This is a genomic window from Mariniflexile sp. HMF6888 (assembly GCF_044335535.1).
In the GTDB taxonomy this organism is placed as follows: domain Bacteria; phylum Bacteroidota; class Bacteroidia; order Flavobacteriales; family Flavobacteriaceae; genus Mariniflexile.
Window position 1 is genome coordinate 193743 of record NZ_JBIQVZ010000003.1, and the last position, 18942, is coordinate 212684.

Genomic DNA, 18942 nt, shown 5'->3' on the forward strand with positions numbered 1-18942 from the left:
TTGAAATTTTCATTCAATAAAAAAGAAAAACTCAAAAGCAAAAAGCTTATCGAACAGTTGTTTGCTAATGGACAAGCAGTTTCGGCATTTCCGTTGCGTTTGGTTTTTATGCCAACTACTTTTAATGATGGTGTTATGGCAAAAGCAGGTGTTTCCGTTAGTAAACGCCAATTTAAAACGGCTGTAGACAGAAATCGTATAAAACGTTTGATGCGAGAGGTTTACCGACTTAATAAAGCCAACTATTTTAACAACATTTCAACGCCATATGCGTTTATGATTTTGTACATTGGCAAAGACAAACCTACGTTAGCCCAAATTGAAACCCATATGAACCACCTTTTTGAGAAGTTTTTAAAAAAGGTTTCAGAAACTGAAAAATTAAATAGTGATGAGAAAATTACTTAAAAAACGATTTATAATTCCTGTAATAGCCAGTGTGTTGTTTGTAACAACCACTGCTTTTAAAAACGATTTTTTTGAAATTGCGAAGCAAATAGAAATATTTACAACGCTTTTTAAAGAACTTAACATGAATTATGTGGACGATACCAACCCCGGCGATTTAATGGATATCGCCATAAAAAGCATGTTAGAAAATTTAGACCCTTACACCAATTTTATGAACGAACAGGATGTAGAGGCTGCTAGAATTAACAATACAGGCGACTATACGGGTATTGGCGCTAAAGTAAAAACCTTAAAAGATAAATTGGTTATTGTTGAACCCTACAAAAATTATCCCGCCGATAAAGCTGGTTTAAAAGCAGGCGATGAAATTATTAAAGTAGGGAACACGCTTGTTGAAACTTACAAAGAAGATGCTGGCGAACTCCTTAAAGGTGCTACCGATACCTCGGTAGAGGTAACCTACAAACGCCAAGGAAAAACACAAACTACCACCATAAAACGCGCCGAAGTAGAAATAAAAGCCGTGCCACATTTCTCGATGGTAAACAGCAAAACAGGCTATATTGTTTTAAGCCGTTTTAACAATAAAGCGACTACCGAAACCAACTATGCCCTACGCGATTTAAAAGCCCAAGGCGCGCAGCGTATTATTTTAGATTTACGTGGTAACCCTGGCGGTTTACTTAACGAAGCTATAAATATTGTAAACCTGTTTATACCAAAGGGTCAGTTGGTAGTTACTACAAAATCAAAGGTGAAAAAATATAACAAGACCTATTACACCCAAAACGACCCGATAGATACCGAAATTCCATTGGTTATTTTAATTGATGAGGGTAGTGCCTCGGCAAGCGAAATTGTTTCGGGCTCATTACAAGATTTAGACCGTGCCGTTATTGTAGGTTCCAGAAGTTTTGGTAAAGGCTTGGTACAACGCCCTAAAGAACTGGTTTACGGGACACAGGTAAAAATTACCATTTCACGCTACTACACACCTTCTGGCAGATGCATACAGGCATTAGATTATTGGCATAGAAACGAAAAAGGGGAAGCTGTTAGAGTAAAACAAGAAAACTACAACGAGTTTAAAACCAAAAACGGTAGAAAAGTGTTTGATGGTGGTGGTGTATTTCCAGATGTAAGCTTTAATGCTTCAAAAAATTCGTCTATAATAAATGCCATTGTTAACAACGATTTAATTTTTAATTATGCTACCAATTACTACTACAATCATGATGTAAAAGATATTAATAGCCTAAAACTTAACGATACCGATTTTTTAAACTTTAAAAGCTTTTTAAAAGCCAATAATTTTTCATTTGAAACTGACACCGAAAAAGCACTAAATAAAGCGTTTGAAGCAGCAAAAAATGATGATTTGGATGATAATATTGAAACCGACTTTAGTACCCTGGTTTCAAATTTAAACAAGTCTAAAAGCGGTGTTATAGACGAAAATAAAACCTATTTATTAGAGTTATTAACCGAAGATATTGTAAAACGTTACGTTTACAGAGAAGGTTTATATGACTATTATAAAATACACGATAACGAAATAAAAAAAGCAACTGAGATACTTGGAAATCAAACTTCCTATCTAAACTATTTAAAATAAAAGTTTGTTTTTCAACCTGTTGTAATAGCTGTTAAACCCAAAAAATCAACGGTATTAATTAAAATTCATTAAAAATAGTATATTTATATCCAGTTCTATAATCCTACTATGAACAAACAACTGGTTTTATTCTTGTTAATGCTTCAATGTGTATTTGTTTTTTCCCAAAATGAATTAACGCACGAGGTCTATTTTGATACCGACAAATACGCTATTCTTCCAACCGAAGAAAGTCGTTTACTTCTCTTTATTTCAAACTTATCGGATATTGATATTGAATCTATTTCTATTTTTGGTTTTTGTGATGATATTGGTGCCGATTCCTATAACTTAAAACTATCGCAACAACGCGCCAACGCTATTAAAACCGTATTTTCTAATAACGAAATTAGTGAAGACTTAATAAGCAATGTTGATGGTAAAGGTAAAATTTTATTAAAAATAGTTGAAGAAAAAAATGTTATAAAAATTAGAGGTTTAAACCGAAAAGTAGAAATAATAGTAAAACCAAAACCTCCTAAAATAGTAGATACTAAAAAGGAAAAAGAAGAAGAAGTAAAAAAGAAAGACGCACACGAACTGTTAAAAGGCGATCTTAAAGTTGGCGATAAAATAGTGTTTGAAAATATTCTATTTAAAACAGGATATAGCCAAATTATTCCAGAATCCAAAAAAACATTGGAATCTATCGCCAAAGCTTTAGTGGAACGAAAAAATGTTTACTTTACCATTCAAGGACATGTATGCTGTACCCAAAACTCAAGGGATGCTGTTGATAGAAAAACCAAACTTCGCAACCTTTCCGAAGCCCGTGCCGAATATATTTATAACTATTTTATAAAAAAAGGCGTCGATAAAAAACGCATGCGCCATATTGGTCTGCGTCGTAAATTTCCACTTGGTGGTGACCCAAAATTTGACCGACGTGTAGAAATAGTCATTACCTATGTGGGTAACTAAAATATACATATATCGGGGGTTTTTAGTACTATTTAGCTTTATTGGTTTCTCACAAAATACAGCCATTCCCGACCCAAATTTTGAGCAAGCTTTAATTAATTTAGGATACGATTCTGCACCCATAAACGGTTTTGTATCAACTACCAATATTAGTGGCATAACCTATTTAGATATTTCAGTAAAAAATATTTCAGATTTAACGGGTATTGAAGCTTTTGTCTCATTAACATTTTTAGATTGTTCCAACAACCTACTTACTAACTTAAATGTGTCTCAAAATACCAACTTAACCCAACTTTTTTGTTATGATAACCAATTAACCAATTTAAATGTTACCAATTTAACTAAATTGAATATTCTTTGGTGCGACAACAATGGGTTAAATAATTTAAATGTTAGTCAAAATACCCTGTTAATTTCTTTGGTTTGTAATAGCAATCAATTAACAAATTTAGACGTTTCAAAAAATATAAATTTGAATGTTTTTGTTTGTGAAAATAATCAATTAACAACCATAGATATTACTAAAAACACCAAATTAAACAAGTTTCAATGTGGAAATAATTTACTTTCAAATTTAAATGTATCTCAAAATATTAATATTGGTTTTTTGTCGTGTGAACAAAATCAGCTCACAACTTTAGATACAAAAACCAATACTGCTTTAGGAACTTTAAACTGTAGTTTTAATAATTTATCTGAACTTGATTTTTCCAAAAATTCTAACCTAACAACTTTAAATTGTAGCAATAACCAATTATGTCGATTGAATGTAAAAAATGGCAATAACAGTAATGGCTCCGTAAATTTTAGCGGTAATTTAAACTTAAATTGTGTGGTAGTTGATAACCCATCAAGTACACATACTAACTGGCTCCCTGACGGTTTTTCAAATTACGTATCTAAACAAGACCAATGTAATAATTTTGTAAATGTAGATACTTTAAATAGTGTCGCTACTAATACTTCTTACTCTTTGCCAACATTAACTTATGGAAACTATTTTACACAATCTGGTGGCAATGGCACCCCTTTATTTGCAGGTAATATTATTACAACTTCGCAAACCATTTATATTTATAATGAATCGGTTTGTGCCACTAATGAAAGTACTTTTAGTGTTTTAATTACTACTGAAGATTATTATATACCAAAATATTTTACCCCAAATAACGATGGCGTACACGATGTTTGGAAAGTTCAAGATTTTAATAACACTATTAAAACCATTGCTATTTTTGACCGTTACGGAAAACTTTTAAAATATTTACCTACGAATATGGAGTGGAACGGAAATTTTAATGGTCAACTATTAGCTTCAAGCGACTATTGGTACATAATTACCTTAAATACAGGCAAAACTATTAAAGGACATTTTACTTTGAAAAGATAATTTATAAGGATAATAGAACCTATTCCTTTATCATCATAATATGTGGTATATTATCTTCTAAATATATGCCGCTAAATTCAACAAAACCACAATTCTTATAAAACGCTTTTAAATACGCTTGTGCTGAAATTTTTATAGTAGTTTCATTAAAATAAGTTTCAATAGCTTCAATTGAAACCTTCATAATATCATAACCGTATTTAAAAGACCGTTGATTTTTTGCAACAACAACACGACCAATACTGGCACATTCAAAATAATCACCTGATTTAAAAAGTCGGGCATAAGCTATTATTTGCTGGTTTTTAATTCCTAAAACATGCAGCGCTTTGTCGTCTTTCCCATCAATGTCTTGATATATACAATCTTGTTCTACAACAAAAACCTCACTACGAAGCTGTAATATTCTGTATAATTCTTCAGTAGTTAATTCTGAAAAAGTTTTTATTTGGATTTCTATCATTCTAATTTAAATGAATAAATACTTATCTTTTTTACCGTAAATACACGGATGTTTTTGTTTTTATAATATAAATGATTAAATAAATGTATTAACAACAATATCCTGCTCTCAAAAACTTAATTAATCTTGCACAATAATTTCTTTAGGATCATTTTTATTATATTCTGGCTGAATAGTTACATGATTAATATGATATTGCTCTTTCAAAACAGTTTCTATGTTACGTAATATACTATCAAATTCTGAAATAGTTACATCTTCATATAAATCTAAATGAGCTTCTAGATGTAATTCATAATCACTTAAATTCCATATATGTACATGATGCAACTTTTTAACTTTAGGCAGAGCATCAATGTTTTCAACTAAAGCTTGTATGTTTATGTGTTCTGGCGTAAATAACATAAGCATTTTAGTTGATGTTTTTAATAAATCGTAACCCATCCAAATTAAATAAAGTGCTATTAAAAAAGTAAGTACGCTATCAACCCAAAACAGTTGAAAATATTTCATTAATAAGCCACCAATAAGCACCGCAACACTTGCTAACATATCTGTTAATAAATGGACATAGGCGGATTTTACATTAATATTATGCACAGAATCTTTTTTTAATAACAACACACTTAAACCATTAAATATAATAGCTAATAAAGCTAACCAGATAACTAAATTAGATTCTATGACTTGCGGATATTTAAAACGTTCAATGGCTTCCTTTATTAAAATAATAGCTACAATTATTAACGTTGACGCATTAACAAAAGCAGCTAAAATTTCAGCTCGTTTGTAACCAAAAGTTCTATTTTCTGAAGCTTGTTTTTTTGATAATTTAGACGCTGCATAACTTACTATTAAGGAAAGGACATCACTAAAGTTATGTAATGCATCACTTAATAATGATAAACTACCAGAAATTAAACCACCTACTACTTGAGCTACAGTTATAAAGGTATTTAAAAGAATAGAAACCATAAGATTTTTATCCTTCTTATGAATATCATAAATATGTATATGATTATGGGAATGTTTATGTGTCATTTAACAAGACACAGGTATTTTATCGATACGTGTTTGGTGACGACCACCTTCAAATTCTGTATTTAAAAAAACATCGACCATTTCAATAGCCTGCTGTATAGCTGTAAACCTTGCTGGAATACATAATATATTAGCATTATTATGACTACGAACAAGATGTACAATTTCTTTGTTCCAACATAAACCAGCACGTATTTTTTGATGTTTATTAGCAGCCATTGCAACACCATTAGCACTACCACAAATTAAAATACCAAAATCAGATTTGTTAGTTTCAACATCAGTAGCTACAGGATGTCCAAAATCAGCATAATCTACACTATCAATACCATCAGTACCATAGTTAGTAACCGTATATCCATTTGATTCTAAATGTTTTACGATAGCAAATTTATAATCAGTTCCTGCGTGATCGTTTCCTATAGAAATTTTCATTTTATATATATTAAAGTATCTTTATACAAAGGTAATAATTATAAACAATGTGGATTAGTATATTCATTACTTGTTAATAAGTGTTGATAGTTTTTTAAAAGAAAAATATTGATAATTCAATTTTTTTTCCAATCAAAAACAAGAAGAACATAACCAAAAATTTAACTCACTTTTTTTAGCAATGTTATAAGCTTATAAAAGCATATATATAAACAGCTATTTTTAAAATATTATTAATAATTAACAACTATTTTAAGTTGTTAACAACTGTTTATATAAAATTTAAATCACTTAAAAATGAACCTTTTAAATTCATATAACATGTTAATTAACTATTAATAAAAAGTAAATAAATTGTAATCAAAATAAAAGTTGAAAAAGTTATACCGCTATTAACAACCAATCATAATCATCATTAATTTTTTTAAATTTCAAAAAGAAAATATTGATATTATATATAATGTGGATAAGTACACTTTAACTTAGCTTAACATAAAAAAATGTCATTTAATATTTAAATTGTAGCTTTGTAAAAAATAAATAGCAAATCTTCTCCTAAAACAACGCTATTTAATAACAGAATTTCCAGTATCTTAGGAAATAAATATGATTACAAAGAATTAAATGACAAGAAAGAAAAAAAGGAAATCCAAAAAAGGCATTTCCAACCTTACAAATACTATTTTAAGTATTATTAAAAAAGATAGAAATCAAAGTTTTAACTATAAACAAATTGCTGCTAAATTAGGTGTAACCGATGCTAGTAGTAGAAATCAAATTATAAAAAAGTTAGCTGAGCTTGCAGTAAAAAAAGAAATTGAAGAAGTAGAACGTGGCAAATTCAAAGCTGTAATGAATACTGAATACCATACAGGAATTTTAGATTTATATGGAAAAGGTATGGGGTATGTTATTTGTGAAGATTTTGATGATGATGTATTTATAGCTTCAAACAATATTAACAAAGCCTTAAATGGAGATGAAGTAGAATTTTATGTTTATAAACGACGTCACCGAGGAAAATTAGAAGGAGAAATTACCCAAGTTTTAAAACGTGAAAAAACTGAATATATTGGGGTTATTCAAATTCAAGAAAAGAAGAATTTTGCTTTTGTTATAGCTGATAGCAATAAAATGTACAAAGATATTTTTGTACCAATAAATAAAACTTTAAAAGCTGAAGATGGTGATAAAGTTTTAGTAAAAATTGAAGATTGGCCAGAGAATGCCGATTCGCCTTATGGTAAAGTTATTCAGGTTTTAGGAAAACCAGGAGATCATAACACTGAAATACATTCTATTTTAGCTGAATATGGCTTGCCTTATGAATTTCCTTATGAAGTTGAAGACTTTGCTAATAAATTAAATACTTCTATTACTACTGAAGAAATTTCAAAACGTCGTGATATGCGTCAATATTTAACCTTTACTATCGATCCAAAAGATGCTAAAGATTTTGATGATGCTTTATCTTTTAAGATTTTAAAAAATGGTTTATATGAAATAGGCATTCATATTGCTGATGTATCACATTACGTCCAAGAAGGAACGGTTTTAGATGATGAGGCTTACGAGCGTGCTACTTCTATTTATTTAGTAGATCGTGTCGTACCTATGCTTCCTGAAGTATTATCAAATAATGCATGTTCATTAAGACCTCTTGAAGAAAAATTAACTTTTTCTGCAGTGTTTCAAATGAATGAAAAATGTGAGATAAAAAATGAATGGTTTGGTAGAACGGTAACCTATAGTGATGCCCGTTTTTCTTATGAAGAAGCACAAGCTATTATAGAAAATAATGTCATCATTCCTGCGAAGGCAGGAATCTCATCAATCAATACAAGCATTCCTAAAGAAGTTTCTCTTACTGGAGAAGCTTACAATACCTCACCAGAAATAGCACAAGCTATATTAAAAATGGACGAATTAGCTAAAAAAATGCGTGCTAAACGTATGAGTGCTGGTGCTATTTCATTTGATAAAGTAGAAGTAAAGTTTAATTTAGATGAAAATGCAAATCCTGTTGGTGTATTTTTTAAAACCAGTAAAGAAGCTAATAAATTAATTGAAGAATTTATGCTATTAGCAAATCGAAAAGTATCGGAGTTTATAGGAAAAAAAGACCCTAAAAAAACTTTTGTATATCGTATTCATGACGAACCAGATGATAGTAAATTAGCTAATTTACAAGGGATTGTATCTAAATTTGGTTATAAATTAAATTTTAAAGACCGTAAAACAACATCAGCGTCACTTAATTATTTACTAAAAGAAGTGAGTGGTAAAAAAGAACAAAATTTAGTAGATACTTTAACAATAAGAAGTATGAGTAAAGCTGAATATTCTACTCAAAATATTGGGCATTATGGGTTAGCATTCGATTATTATAGTCATTTTACATCGCCTATTCGTCGTTATCCTGATGTGATGGCACATAGATTGTTGCAATATTATTTAGATGGAGGAAAATCGGTTAACGAAGCTGTTTACGAAGAAAAGTGCAATCATTCCAGTAATATGGAAAATTTGGCAACAAAAGCAGAACGTGATTCTATAAAATACATGCAAATTAAATTTATGCAAGATCATAAAGATGAAAATTTTGTAGGTGTTATTTCAGGTGTAACTGATTGGGGTATTTATGTAGAAATTATAGTGAACAAATGTGAAGGTATGGTAAGTATTCGTGATATGAAAGATGACCATTATGCGTTTGACCAAGAACAATATGCTATGGTTGGAAGAAATTCAAAAATGATGTACCAATTAGGCGATGAAGTTATTGTAAAAGTTAAAAATACCGATTTAGTTAAAAAGCACCTTGATTTTAATTTAATAGGAAAAAATGAATAGTTTTTAAAAAGGGAATAATTATTGATAAAAAACGTTCTAACTAAAAATAATAAAAATGAAACGTATTATCTTATTAGCGATTATCTTAGTATCAGCAACAACTTTAGCTCAAAAGCAAATTGAAAAAACCATAGGAGAATTCAATGAACTTAAGGTTTATGATTTAATAGAAGTTGAATTGGTAAAATCCAATGAAAACAAGGTTATTATTACAGGTCAAAACAATCAAAATGTTGTAATAAATAACAAAAATGGCACTTTAAAGATTAAGATGAAATTTGAAGAAATTTTTGATGGCAATAACACAAAAGTTATGTTGCATTACAAATCTTTAGACATAATAGATGTGAATGAAGGTTCAAAAGTATATGGAAAAGATACAATCAAACAGTTTGAAATAGATTTAAGAGCCCAAGAAGGTGGTAGTATTGAAGTGCCATTAGAGGTTAAATATGCTAATATAAAAGCTGTGACAGGAGGAAGTATTAAAGCAACAGGTATTTCTAAATCACAAAAAGTGTCATTACTTACAGGAGGGATTTATAGAGGGGAAAATCTTAATACAGACACAACCGAAGTATCTATAAATGCAGCTGGTGAATCATATGTAAAAGTATCAAAATTAGTGGATGTTAAAATAAGAGCAGGAGGTGATGTTTTTATTTATGGAAACCCAGAAACTGTTAATGAAAGCAAAGTTTTAGGTGGACGTATAAAACGAATGGAATAGTTTAAAAAAATTAAAATTAATAGAAAACCCATTGCTTGCAATGGGTTTTTGTTTTTTATTACGGTCATTTTAAATGATTAAATGGTATAAAAGAAGCCATAAAGTTTTAAAATATTTCTTTACTTTGTCTTAAACCTTCACAAATATTATGTTTGATGACATTTTAGCGGCAATTCCTTTTGGAATTATTTTGGCTTTTACAATAGGACCCGTATTCTTTGTACTTCTTGAAACTAGTGCTACCAAAGGATTTAGAAGCGCTTTAATCTTTGATTGTGGTGTTATGTTAGCAGATATAATATTCATTTTAGTAGCATTTTTTAGTACCAGCAAACTACTTGAAAAAATTAAAGACGATCCTAGTTTTTTAATATTTGGAGGTGTTTTATTAGTTACCTATGGCTTTATTTCATTCATAAAAACATCAAAATCGTTTCGGGATATTGTTAAAGAATATCATAAAATTGAAATAAAAAAGGGCTATGGAAAATTATTTTTAAAAGGATTTTTACTCAATTTTATTAACATCGGTGTTTTATTAGGATGGGTGGCGTTTATTGTGATAGCTAATTCCATTACAAGCTCAAAAGATGGTGTTTTGGTATTTTTAAGCACTATTTTAATAGTTTACTTTTTAATTGATTTAATTAAAATAGTTATAGCAAAAAAACTAAAGAGCAGACTAACACCTCGTATCATATTTAAAACAAAAAAAATAATTGCTTTGGTAATATTAGGCTTTGGCTTTATACTTTTAGTTCAAGGATTTTTTCCAAAAGAAAAGGAACTTCTAAAAGAAAAATTAGAAAAGATAAGTCCTTTAAAATAAAAAAGCTTCTAGAGTTATCCAGAAGCTTTTTGAGGTGTCGAGCGGATTCGAACCGCTGTAGCAGCTTTTGCAGAGCTGAGCCTAGCCACTCGGCCACGACACCTTAATGGTGTTGCAAATGTAAAAAAAAATAACACTTTTTAATAGTTAAAATTAACTTTTACGCTTATCGGTCATTTTTATAGTTACTTTTTCAACATCGCCTCCAATTGGGGGATTTAATTTACTAATCCAAACGGTTGCTTTTTTTACTAATTTATCTTCATTGAAAATTCTATCTAAAATACGTTTTGCAACGGTTTCAAGTAGATGGGAAGCAATAAGCATTTCTTGTTTTATAATTCGATTTAGAAACACATAATCAACAGTATCAGCAAGTTTATCTGTTTTTGCAGAAGTTTGTAAATTAGCTTCAACTTGTAAATCTACACGGTAATCACTACCAATTTTTGTTTCTTCTTTTAAGCAACCGTGATAAGCAAATACACGTATATTTTCAACTTTTATAATTCCCATGTTAAGCAGTTTTAAGTCGGTAAAATTACCTAATTTTGCACAATATTTTTGTTTAATTATCTATTGCGATACATTTTTATGTCTGAAGAAAGAAAACCACTTAACTTTTTAGAGCAAATTATAGAAGAAGATCTGGCTAATGGCATGCCAAAAAACAAATTACGTTTTCGTTTTCCACCAGAACCAAATGGGTATTTGCACATTGGACATACAAAAGCTATTGGTATTAGTTTTGGTTTAGGTGAAAAATACAACGCACCGGTAAATCTTCGTTTTGATGATACCAATCCTGCAAAGGAAGAACAGGAATATGTAGATGCTATTAAAGAAGATGTATCTTGGTTAGGGTATAAGTGGGATAAAGAATTGTTTTCTTCTGATTATTTTCAACAACTATATGATTGGGCTGTTTTATTTATAAAAGAAGGGAAAGCTTATGTAGATTCGCAATCTAGCGAAGCTATGGCAGAACAAAAAGGAACTCCAACGCAACCTGGAGTTGATGGTCCTTACAGAAATAGAAGTGTTGCAGAAAATTTAGATTTATTTGAACGCATGAAAGCGGGTGAATTTGAAGAAGGTGAACATATTTTGCGCGCCAAAATAGATATGCAACACCCTAACATGCTTATGCGTGACCCTATTATGTATCGTATTTTAAAGAAGCATCATCATAGAACGGGTAACGATTGGTGTATTTACCCTATGTACGATTGGACACATGGTGAAAGCGATTATATTGAACAAATTTCACATTCGTTATGTTCATTAGAATTTAAACCTCATAGAGAACTTTACGATTGGTTTTTAGACCAAGTAATAGATCCTAATTTAGTGAGACCAAAACAACGTGAGTTTGCACGTTTAAATTTAAGTTACACCATTATGAGTAAGCGTAAGCTACTTAAATTGGTTGAAGATGGTATTGTAAAAGGATGGGATGACCCACGTATGCCAACCATTTCGGGATTACGTCGTAGAGGTTATACACCAAATGCTTTAAGAAAGTTTGTTGAAACTGTTGGGGTAGCTAAACGTGATAACGTTATTGATGTATCACTTTTGGAATTTTGTATTCGTGAAGACTTAAACAAAACAGCACCGCGGGTTATGGCTGTTTTAGATCCTATAAAACTGGTTATTACAAATTATTCAGAAGAAAAAGAGGAGTGGCTAGAAGCAGAAAACAATCAAGAAGATGAGAGTGCAGGATATAGAAAAGTACCTTTTTCACGTGAGTTGTATATTGAAAAAGAAGACTTTAAAGAAGAAGCTGGCAGTAAGTTTTTTAGATTAAAGTTAGGTGGTGAAGTGCGTCTTAAAAATGCCTACATAATAAAAGCAGAGTCTGTTGTAAAAGACGTAAAAGGAAACATTACGGAAATACATGGTACCTATTCTGAAGATACATCCAAAAAAGTAAAAGGAACATTGCATTGGGTATCTATTAAACATGCTATAAAAGCTGAAGTTAGAGAATACGACCGGTTATTTATGGACGAAGCTCCAGACAGTCATGAAGATAAAGATTTTATGGAATTTTTAAATCCAAATTCCCTAAAAACAATCGATGCTTTTGTTGAACCCAGTTTATTAAATGCCAAAGTAGGCGAGCGGTTTCAGTTTCAACGATTAGGTTATTTTAATGTGGATCTCGATTCATCTTCTAATAAACTCATATTCAACAAAACTGTTGGATTGCGAGATACTTGGGCAAAACAAGAAACGGCTCATAAAGCTGAAAATAAACCTGTTCAACAGAATAGTTCCAATGCACAGCCACAACGCAAAGCCATTGACGTTGTTCAGCAATTAGGAAAGAAATACACCAATTTACCAGAAGCAAAACAACTTAAAGCAAAGGCAGAAATCCAAGAATTAGCTAAAAATATAAGTTACGATGAGTTACAGCCACTTTTTAACACCGCAGCAAAAAAAGTGGGGACTCGTATTGCTACTATGATTGTTTTAGGTGTTTTAGTTAAAAACGGATTAGAAAAAAATGCAGAGGTGAATGATTTTATTAGTAAAGCTCTGGAAGACTCCAACACTCTTTTGGTTGAAGAAGCTAAAGCAGTTTAGTTATTTTTTCAAATCATTTAAAATGAATTATTTATTGTTATTTTAATTATATTTATAGCCTAACTTTAACTAAAATAATTATGGATTTTTTTAACATTTTCGCAATTCTAGTTGCAGCAATTTCTGCATTGGTTATTGGATTTATTTGGTACAACCCTAAAGTATTTGGTACGGCTTGGATGCAAGCGGCCGACATGACTGAAGAAAAAATGAAAGGTGCTAACATGGTTAAAATTTTTGGCTTAGCATTGCTTTTTGCCTTTTTATTAGCTACAGCACTACCAGGAATTGTTATTCATCAAATGGGGGCATTAAGTTTAGTAGGTGGAGATTCTGTCAATGCCTTACCTTCTTATGAAGCTTTTATGTTAGATTATTCCGAAGCTTTTAGAACCTTTAAACATGGTGTTTTACATGGTGTTATCGTAGGTGTTTTTATTGCTTTACCTATTTTGGGTACTAATGCTTTATTTGAACGTAAAAGTGCGAAGTATATTCTTATAAATGCAGGTTATTGGATAGTAACACTTGGTATCATGGGAGGCATTATCTGTGCTTGGAAATAAATTTTGTAAATTTTTAAATAAAATAAAGACTGAAGTGTTTTAACTTCGGTCTTTTTTATTCTAACTTTTGAAATCATTTCAAGTTTATCATTCTGTTGCAAACCTTCCCAATTCGTGGGACAGCATTGTTATGCACGATATTTTTTTACAATCTTCTTATCTAAAAGCACTTGAAGATGCATCGCCCAATAACATTCAATTTTTTTATGTTGGAATTTTTGATGAAAATAAATTAGTAGGAGTAGCCATCATACAACGGGTGCAGTTGTATCTAAAAGATATGTTTAGAACCATCAATGTTTCTTGTTTAAAAGGATTTTTTCGTGATGTTGTTTCAAAAATATTAAAAGGAAATATTCTAGTAGTCGGTAACTTAACGCATACAGGTCAACATGGGGTGTTTTTTCAAAAGAAAAACATATCACATACTGTTTATTTGAATTTGGTTTATGAAGCTTTAGAAGTGATTAAAAATAAAATTAAAGCCAACCAAAATAAAACCATACGTGCTGTCATGTTTAAAGATTATTTTCTAGATGACACAATTCATTTAGAAACCGATTTTTTCAACAATCATAAACTACATAAAGTTAAAGTACAACCTAATATGATTTTGAAGCTTCAACCAAATTGGTTAAACTTTAACGATTACGTAGCTTCATTAAACAAAAAGTACAAAAGACGTTATAAAACGGCCAGAACGAAGTTGAATGGTATAGAATGTTCAGAATTAAGTTTAGAAGCCGTTAAAGCTCATTCTAATAGCTTACACGCGCTTTATTTAAATGTTTCTAACAATGCTAAGTTTAATACGTTTATACTACCAAAAAATCATTTTTATAATTTAAAACTTGAGCTGCAAGATAATTTTAAGGTTTTTGGATATTATTTGAATGACGAACTCATTGGTTTTTTTACTTTAATAGCGAATGAAAAACACCTTGAAACTTATTTTTTGGGGTATGATGAAGCACATCAATATAAAAATCAGTTATACTTAAATATGCTTTATAGTATGTTGGAATTTGGAATTGACACTAATTTCAAAACAGTGGTTTATGCTAGAACCGCTATGGAAATTAAAAGTTCGGTTGGTGCTAAACCAGAACCTATGGAGGTTTATATAAAACACACCAATAGTTTAATAAATGCGGTATTAAAGCAGGTATTTAAGTTAATGAACCCAAAACAAAATTGGCAAGAACGCCATCCGTTTATAAATTAAAGCTAAGATGATATAAGACATAAATAATTTTTTATAGCTCATTTTATTTTAGTAATTCAAGTTTTTGTTTTATTAAAAATGAATTATCAGGAACATGAAAGCCAATTTACTTTTAGAAATATCAAATATTACCTTGGAAATTGAAACAAATTATCCTGAGTTATATCAATATTTAGATGAAAACCCTATTACGATTCCAAGTGAAGATAATTTAAATGTTGATGATAATTCGTTAAAAAATTATTTAGAAACCTTAAAGATCATGCTTAAAAAACATAAAGAAGAACATTCATAAAAAAAGCCTCATAAAGATTTAATTTATGAGGCTTTTGATAATTTTTAATAAAGTTATTCTTTTTTCTTTTTACTGGCTTTCATGGCTTCACCAATTTGGTTGCTTGCTGTAAAACTAGCCACCATATCGTTCAGCATATTACTCCCAGCCTGAGGCGAATTTGGTAGTAAAATAAGATTACTATTCGTTTCGCTACCAATGGCTTGTAACGTATCATAATGTTGTGTAACCACAATTAAAGCAGATGCTTCTTGGCTGTTGATTCCAACACGGTTTAAAACATCTACGGATTCTTCCAAACCACGTGCAATTTCACGACGTTGGTCGGCAATACCTTGACCTTGCAAACGTTTGCTTTCAGCTTCCGCTTTTGCTTTTTCAACGATTAAAATACGTGCTGCATCCCCTTCATACTGTGCTGCAGTTTTTTCTCTATCGGCAGCATTAATGCGGTTCATGGCTGCTTTTACTTGTGCATCGGGATCAATATCGGTTACAAGGGTTTTAATAATGTCAAAACCATAATCAAGCATAGCATCATTTAGTTCTGCTTTTACCGCTAATGCAATATCGTCTTTTTTCACAAACACATCATCTAACTTCATTTTTGGTACTTCGGCACGTACCACATCAAATACATAACTGGTAATTTGATCGTGTGGATAATCCAATTTATAAAATGCATCATATACCTTTTGGGTTAAAACACGATATTGTACAGATACTTTTAGTCGCACAAACACATCGTCTAAAGTTTTGGTTTCAATAATAACATCCAATTGCTGAATTTTTAAGCTTAATCTGCCAGCAACTTTATCGACTAATGGGATTTTTAATTGTAAACCAGAGTGTCGAATCACTTGAAACTTACCGAAACGCTCAATGATAGCTGCGGTTTGTTGTTTAACAATAAAGAAGGACGAAATTAAAATAACGAGTCCTAAAAAAATAAAAGGGTAAACTAAAAAGCTCATAATATTTTTGATTAAAAATGGTTAAAAAATGATACTTACTAAATTGAGAGACTGTTTAAGTTTTATCCTTTGGCTCTTTTATGTGCCTTTTTCAGCCATACATCAGCTATTTTTCGGTACATAGCTATGGCTATGAATCTCAAAATACCTTGGTTTGACAAAAAAATACCCTATAAAACATTCCAAAAACAAAATTTAAACAGTCTCTGAGTTATATTTGTTTTTTGTTAAGCCTAAAGATACAATGAAAAAAACTCAATTTGCCTTATTAGTAGTTATTATACTATGTTTTGTTACAAAAATTTTTGCTCAAAAAAGTAATTATAGAATTACTAATGGAATAAGCATTACGGGAGCGATTACCAAATTTGATATTGCAACCACCAATTTTGAAACTAAACAAGGTGATGGTTTTTTAGGAGGCCTTAGTGCAACGGTTGATATTCCCCATAGATGGTACAATGTGAGTTTTGGTATGCAACTTTCTGAAAGCACTATGGGGGTTTCTGCAAGACCAGACGCTGTTGTTGCTAACAGTGAGTTTATAGATTATAAACTATTTGCGGCTCAAGTCGCCATATTGGGGCACATTAAAGTAATTCCAGATTATTTAACCATAGATTTAGGACCCATGATTCAATACAACAGTAAATTGGAGTTAAAAGATAAAACCAAGGAAAGTTATTTTGTTGATAATTACAGCAATTTAATGACTGAAGACATTACCGATATTTCCCAATTTAATTTTAACGGTGCTATTGGTGCATCAGTAGGGTTGAAGTTTATTAAATTGAAAGCGCAATATATTTATGGCTTTACAAATATTTTAAAAAAACTTGAAAACCAAAATTTAGATACCGCAGGTGGTGATGCCCGATTTAAAGGCAATCAGAATATGCTGGTTTTGGGTGTGATGGGTTCGTTTTAATAAAAAACCTGTCAGGATTTTAAGCCCTGACAGGTCTGATTATATATTCATATGTATTTGCATATTCGCGGCAACTAAAGAGTAGAAATCATATTTTCAATACGCTTTACCGTTTCTGCTTTTCCAATCATGTAGATAATATCAAATACATCGGGACCTTTCATTTCTCCTACTAAAGCTAAACGTAAAGGCTGCATCACTTTTCCAAAACCAATTTCTTTTTTACCTATCCAAGATTTTACTTCGGTTTGAACATTTTCAGCCGTAAAATCTAAAACGGCATTGATAATTTGTTTTAACTCACTCATTAATTCACGAGTATCGTTAGTCATTATTTTGGCAACTATTTTTTCGTCGTAAGATGTTGGCGCTTCAAAAAAGAAGGAACTTAACTCCCAAAAATCAGATATAAACGTTGCCCGTTCTTTAATCATTCCAACGACAAGAGAAATGTAGTTTACGTCAATTTCCGTTAATTCAGTATGTTGTTTTTTGAACGCTTCAGCTAAATCGTCATTAGCTTGTTCTTGCATATAATGATGGTTAAACCATTTAATTTTATCGGGGTCAAAACGTGCTCCAGCTTTATGAACGCGTTCTAATTCAAAAGCAGAAACTAATTCATCTAAATTAAAAATTTCTTGTTCTGTTCCAGGATTCCAGCCTAAAAAAGCTAAGAAATTAATCATAGCTTCTGGGAAGTAACCATCTTCTTTATAACCTCTAGAAACCTCATGGGTTATTGGGTCAGTCCATTTTAAAGGGAACACAGGGAAGCCTAATTTATCGCCATCACGTTTGCTTAATTTACCTTTTCCGGTAGGTTTTAAAATAAGTGGTAAGTGCGCAAACTCTGGTGTTTCCCAACCAAACGCTTTGTATAATTGATAATGCAATGCCAAAGAAGGCAACCATTCTTCGCCACGAATGACGTGGGTGATTTCCATTAAATGGTCGTCTACAATATTCGCTAAATGGTAAGTTGGCATGCCATCGCTTTTAAACAACACCTTATCATCTAAAATATTGGTGTCAATTTTAATATCGCCTCTAATAATATCTGTTAAATGCAAAGTTTCGTCTTGTGGAGATTTAAAACGTATCACATAATCATCACCTGCATCTAGTTTTGCCTGTACGTCTTCTGCACTAAGCGATAACGAATTGCTTAGTTTTAAGCGGTTATGCCAGTTGTAAATAAAAGTTTTTCCTTTAGCTTCATGATCTTTTCTATGAAAATCCAAAGCTTCAGCAGTATCAAAAGCATAATAAGCATTCCCACTAGCAATCAGTTCATCGGCATACTGTTTGTACAAATGTTTACGTTCGCTTTGTCGGTAAGGGCCAAAGGTTTCGTTTTTATTTGGACCTTCATCAAAAGGAATTTCACACCAGTTTAAGGCATCAATGATGTATTGTTCGGCACCTTCAACATAACGATTTTGATCAGTATCTTCAATTCTTAAAATAAAAGTACCCTGATGTTTTTTAGCAAATAAATAGTTGAATAACGCCGTACGAACACCGCCTATATGTAGCGGTCCTGTTGGGCTAGGTGCAAAACGCACACGAACTTTTTTGGTCATGTTTTGTAAATTTGTGGCAAAGATACAATTAACACATTAT

Annotated in this window: 18 protein-coding genes and 1 tRNA gene; 12 read left to right on the plus strand and 7 right to left on the minus strand. The window is 31.0% G+C overall.

The window, feature by feature from the left end; all coding sequences use genetic code 11:
* From rnpA to ACGLWY_RS09415, 4 genes are all read left to right on the plus strand, one after another.
* A complete protein-coding gene (gene rnpA / locus ACGLWY_RS09400) occupies positions 1-408 on the plus strand; it encodes a ribonuclease P protein component (protein WP_396619423.1) in 408 nt (135 codons plus the stop codon).
* Positions 392-2026 (plus strand): S41 family peptidase, encoded by a 1635-nt coding sequence (locus ACGLWY_RS09405; protein WP_396619424.1) that lies wholly within the window; start codon positions 392-394, stop codon positions 2024-2026. Before rnpA ends, ACGLWY_RS09405 begins: the two co-directional genes overlap by 17 nt.
* Before the next feature lie 108 nt (positions 2027-2134).
* Complete coding sequence (locus tag ACGLWY_RS09410) at positions 2135-2986, plus strand: OmpA family protein (protein WP_396619425.1); 852 nt, start codon at positions 2135-2137, stop codon at positions 2984-2986.
* On the plus strand, positions 2973-4379 hold the full coding sequence (locus tag ACGLWY_RS09415) for a T9SS type B sorting domain-containing protein (RefSeq protein WP_396619426.1): 1407 nt from the start codon (positions 2973-2975) through the stop codon (positions 4377-4379). The genes ACGLWY_RS09410 and ACGLWY_RS09415 overlap by 14 nt, the downstream gene beginning before the upstream one ends.
* A 19-nt stretch (positions 4380-4398) precedes the next feature.
* Here ACGLWY_RS09415 and ACGLWY_RS09420 read toward each other — a convergent pair whose 3' ends face one another.
* The 3 genes from ACGLWY_RS09420 to rpiB form a co-directional block, all read right to left on the minus strand.
* On the minus strand, positions 4399-4842 hold the full coding sequence (locus ACGLWY_RS09420) for a GNAT family N-acetyltransferase (protein WP_396619427.1): 444 nt from the start codon (positions 4840-4842) through the stop codon (positions 4399-4401).
* A gap of 120 nt (positions 4843-4962) precedes the next feature.
* Positions 4963-5883 carry a cation diffusion facilitator family transporter gene (locus ACGLWY_RS09425; RefSeq protein ID WP_396619428.1) on the minus strand — a complete coding sequence of 307 codons (921 nt, stop codon included), beginning with the start codon at positions 5881-5883 and terminating at the stop codon, positions 4963-4965.
* The gene (gene rpiB, locus ACGLWY_RS09430) at positions 5884-6318 is read right to left on the minus strand and encodes a ribose 5-phosphate isomerase B (protein ID WP_396619429.1); all 435 of its coding nucleotides are present in this window, start codon (positions 6316-6318) and stop codon (positions 5884-5886) included.
* A gap of 624 nt (positions 6319-6942) precedes the next feature.
* On the opposite strand from rpiB, the gene ACGLWY_RS09435 reads away from it, so the two are divergent.
* The 3 genes from ACGLWY_RS09435 to ACGLWY_RS09445 all read left to right on the plus strand — a co-directional run bounded on the left by ACGLWY_RS09435 (position 6943) and on the right by ACGLWY_RS09445 (position 10730).
* Positions 6943-9171, plus strand: a complete 2229-nt coding sequence (locus tag ACGLWY_RS09435) for a ribonuclease R family protein (RefSeq protein WP_396619430.1) — start codon at positions 6943-6945, stop codon at positions 9169-9171.
* Positions 9172-9226: 55 nt separating this feature from the next.
* Positions 9227-9901 carry a head GIN domain-containing protein gene (locus ACGLWY_RS09440; RefSeq protein WP_396619431.1) on the plus strand — a complete coding sequence of 225 codons (675 nt, stop codon included), beginning with the start codon at positions 9227-9229 and terminating at the stop codon, positions 9899-9901.
* Positions 9902-10049: 148 nt separating this feature from the next.
* The gene (locus ACGLWY_RS09445; RefSeq protein ID WP_396619432.1) at positions 10050-10730 is read left to right on the plus strand and encodes a LysE family translocator; all 681 of its coding nucleotides are present in this window, start codon (positions 10050-10052) and stop codon (positions 10728-10730) included.
* 32 nt (positions 10731-10762) lie between these two features.
* Here the strand turns inward: ACGLWY_RS09445 and ACGLWY_RS09450 are convergent.
* Both ACGLWY_RS09450 and folB read right to left on the minus strand, forming a co-directional pair.
* Positions 10763-10833 (minus strand) — tRNA-Cys (locus ACGLWY_RS09450).
* Positions 10834-10883: 50 nt separating this feature from the next.
* Positions 10884-11246 (minus strand): dihydroneopterin aldolase, encoded by a 363-nt coding sequence (folB, locus tag ACGLWY_RS09455; protein ID WP_396619433.1) that lies wholly within the window; start codon positions 11244-11246, stop codon positions 10884-10886.
* Between the two features lie 78 nt (positions 11247-11324).
* Here folB and ACGLWY_RS09460 point away from each other — a divergent pair, with 78 nt between their 5' ends.
* The 4 genes from ACGLWY_RS09460 to ACGLWY_RS09475 all read left to right on the plus strand — a co-directional run bounded on the left by ACGLWY_RS09460 (position 11325) and on the right by ACGLWY_RS09475 (position 15414).
* Positions 11325-13328: a glutamine--tRNA ligase/YqeY domain fusion protein gene (locus tag ACGLWY_RS09460; protein WP_396619434.1), complete on the plus strand. Its 2004-nt coding sequence runs from the start codon at positions 11325-11327 to the stop codon at positions 13326-13328.
* Positions 13329-13408: 80 nt separating this feature from the next.
* Positions 13409-13894, plus strand: a complete 486-nt coding sequence (locus ACGLWY_RS09465) for a DUF1761 domain-containing protein (protein ID WP_396619435.1) — start codon at positions 13409-13411, stop codon at positions 13892-13894.
* A gap of 67 nt (positions 13895-13961) precedes the next feature.
* Entirely contained in the window at positions 13962-15119 is a 1158-nt protein-coding gene (locus tag ACGLWY_RS09470) for a GNAT family N-acetyltransferase (protein ID WP_396619436.1), read from the plus strand.
* A gap of 94 nt (positions 15120-15213) precedes the next feature.
* On the plus strand, positions 15214-15414 hold the full coding sequence (locus tag ACGLWY_RS09475) for a hypothetical protein (RefSeq protein WP_396619437.1): 201 nt from the start codon (positions 15214-15216) through the stop codon (positions 15412-15414).
* A 53-nt stretch (positions 15415-15467) separates the two neighbouring features.
* Here the strand turns inward: ACGLWY_RS09475 and ACGLWY_RS09480 are convergent, their stop codons facing one another.
* A complete protein-coding gene (locus ACGLWY_RS09480; protein WP_396619438.1) occupies positions 15468-16388 on the minus strand; it encodes an SPFH domain-containing protein in 921 nt (306 codons plus the stop codon).
* A gap of 244 nt (positions 16389-16632) precedes the next feature.
* On the opposite strand from ACGLWY_RS09480, the gene ACGLWY_RS09485 reads away from it, so the two are divergent.
* Entirely contained in the window at positions 16633-17316 is a 684-nt protein-coding gene (locus ACGLWY_RS09485; protein ID WP_396619439.1) for a hypothetical protein, read from the plus strand.
* Positions 17317-17390: 74 nt separating this feature from the next.
* Here ACGLWY_RS09485 and gltX read toward each other — a convergent pair whose 3' ends face one another.
* Positions 17391-18902 (minus strand): glutamate--tRNA ligase, encoded by a 1512-nt coding sequence (gltX, locus tag ACGLWY_RS09490; RefSeq protein ID WP_396619440.1) that lies wholly within the window; start codon positions 18900-18902, stop codon positions 17391-17393.
* Between the last annotated feature and the right edge of the window lie 40 nt (positions 18903-18942).